Here is a 2,089-nt window from a genome sequence, read left to right as displayed (position 1 = left end):
ACCGTTTGATCTTGGTTGCTGGCCCTGAAATCGCCGTTCGGCCGGTCGCTACCCGGTCCCTGACCAGGGGTGATGCCCAGTGACCGCGCCGAGGTCTACATCATCTAGCGAATCGAACAGGCGTTCCGCATACCTGGCGGTTCCGGGCGCCTCGGCCCGCATCGTGACCGTGATCGTCGGTGTGGTGGTCGCGTTGACGTTCCTCTTCGGGTTCGGGAACAGCCTCGCGCTCGGGGTGCGGCTGGGGGTCCCGATCTGGGTGGCGCCGTAGTCGCACCAGCGGTGGACCTGTCCGTGGTCGCGCTGCTAGAGCGCCGGTCAGGTAGCCGTATGTGAGCTGTGGTAGGCGGCACCGGTCGGCGGGTGTCATGTGCCCGTCTTGATCGGAAGGTGCTGGCTGATGCGTCCTGGGATATGGGCTCCGCCGGTGGAGCCCTCGACCGCGGAACAGACTGTGATCAGGCTGGTGCGGCGGGCGAAGCTGTTCGTGTTCCTGCGCCGGTATCGCCACGAGCTGTTCGACGAGGCGTTCCAGACCGAGCTGGCCGAGGTCTACCGCGACAGTCCGAAAGGGCAGCCGGCGCAGTTGGCGTTGGCGCTGATCCTGCAGGCCTATACCGGTGTCTCCGACGACGAGGTGATCGAGGCGACGGTGATGGACCGGCGTTGGCAGCTGGTTCTGGACTGTCTGGACACCGACCGGTCTCCCTTCTCCAAGGGCGCCCTGGTGGGCTTCCGCGCCCGGCTGATCGGCGCTGGGTGGGACCGGCGGCTGGTCGAACGCACCGTCGAGATCGCCACGGTGACGAAGGGCTTCGGGCCGCGGGCGTTACGCGCAGCGTTGGACTCCAGCCCGCTGTAGGGTGCCGGCCGGGTGGAGGACACCCCGAACATGATGGGACACGCCCTGCGCAAGGCCCTGGGTGTGATCGCGGCTCAGCAGGGGTGGGGGCGGGCCGAGGGAACCAGGGTCCTGGCCGGCCAGGCCGGGGCACCGGTGCTGGCCGGGTCCAGCCTCAAAGCCGCGTTGGACGCCGACTGGGACGATCCCGACGAGCGGGACCGTGCCCTGGCGGTGGTGCTGGCCGCCCTGGAGGCGGTGGAGACCTTCGTGGCCGCCCAGCCCGCCCCGGAGGCGGCCGAAGCCGCTGTCGCGGTGGCCCGTCAGGTCCGCGACCAGGACGTCGAGGTCACCACGGCCGGGACAGCGCGGCTGCGCCGCGGGGTCGCCAAAAACCGGCGGATCAGCGTGGAAGACCCGGACATGGCCCACGGCCGTAAGTCCCGCTCCGTCCTGGTCGACGACTCTGCTGCTTAATTCGGCTGGGTGTCGTTGGTGCGGCATGATCTCCTCTGCGGTCCTGGTCGTGTCGTGGGCTGCGGGAGGTGGAGTGCATGTCGTTGCAGCCGAAGGGGCTGCCCGAGATCCCGGCGCAGACCGTGGCGGTCGCCCGGGCGGCGTTCCCGCGTGGGACGTTGGCTATGCGGCTGCGGGACCGGCTGGCCGAGGTGTTCGTCGATGAGCCGTTCACCGGGGCGTTCGGGCGCCGGGGGGCGCCGGGTCTGCCGCCGGCGGTGTTGTCGCTGGTCACGGTGCTGCAGTTCACCGAGAACCTGACCGACCGGCAGGCCGCGGCGATGGCGGTCCGCGCGATCGACTGGAAGTACGCGCTCGGCGCGGAGCTGACCGATACCGGGTTCGACCCGACGGTGCTGTCCCGGTTCCGCGCCCGGCTGGCCGACCACGGCCTGGAACGGGTGGTCTTCGACCGGCTCCTGCAGGCCTGCGTCGACCAGGGCCTGATCGGCGGCGGTCGCAGGGCGCGCACCGACTCCACCCATGTGATCAGCGCGGTCCGGGACCTAAACCGGACCGAGCTCGCCGGGGAAAGTGTGCGGGCGGTGTTGGAGGCCCTCGCGGTCGCGGCCCCCGGCTGGCTGGCCGACACCGTGGACATCGACGAGTTGGCGCATCGCTACGGCGAGCGGGTCAACGGGTGGACGATGCCGTCGTCGAAGACGGCCCGGGACCGTCTTGCCGTGGTGTTCGGGCAGGACGCGCTCGCCCTGTGCCGGGCGGTCGCCGCTT

1 protein-coding gene and 1 pseudogene are annotated in these 2,089 nt (G+C 70.5%); both read left to right on the top strand.

The features are described 5' to 3' along the window. Window positions 1-400: 400 nt before the first annotated feature. A pseudogene (locus AC08ON_RS16965) lies at window positions 401-1,303 on the top strand (transposase); the annotation flags it as partial. Window positions 1,304-1,395: 92 nt separating this feature from the next. Continuing rightward, window positions 1,396-2,089: transposase (locus AC08ON_RS16960; RefSeq protein ID WP_476617327.1), on the top strand; the 694-nt coding region annotated here is incomplete at its 3' end.

Source organism: Frankia sp. CoWAU3, assembly GCF_977971855.1.
Note: the sequence above shows the minus strand (reverse complement) of the source record. Positions and strands in the feature narration are given on the sequence as shown.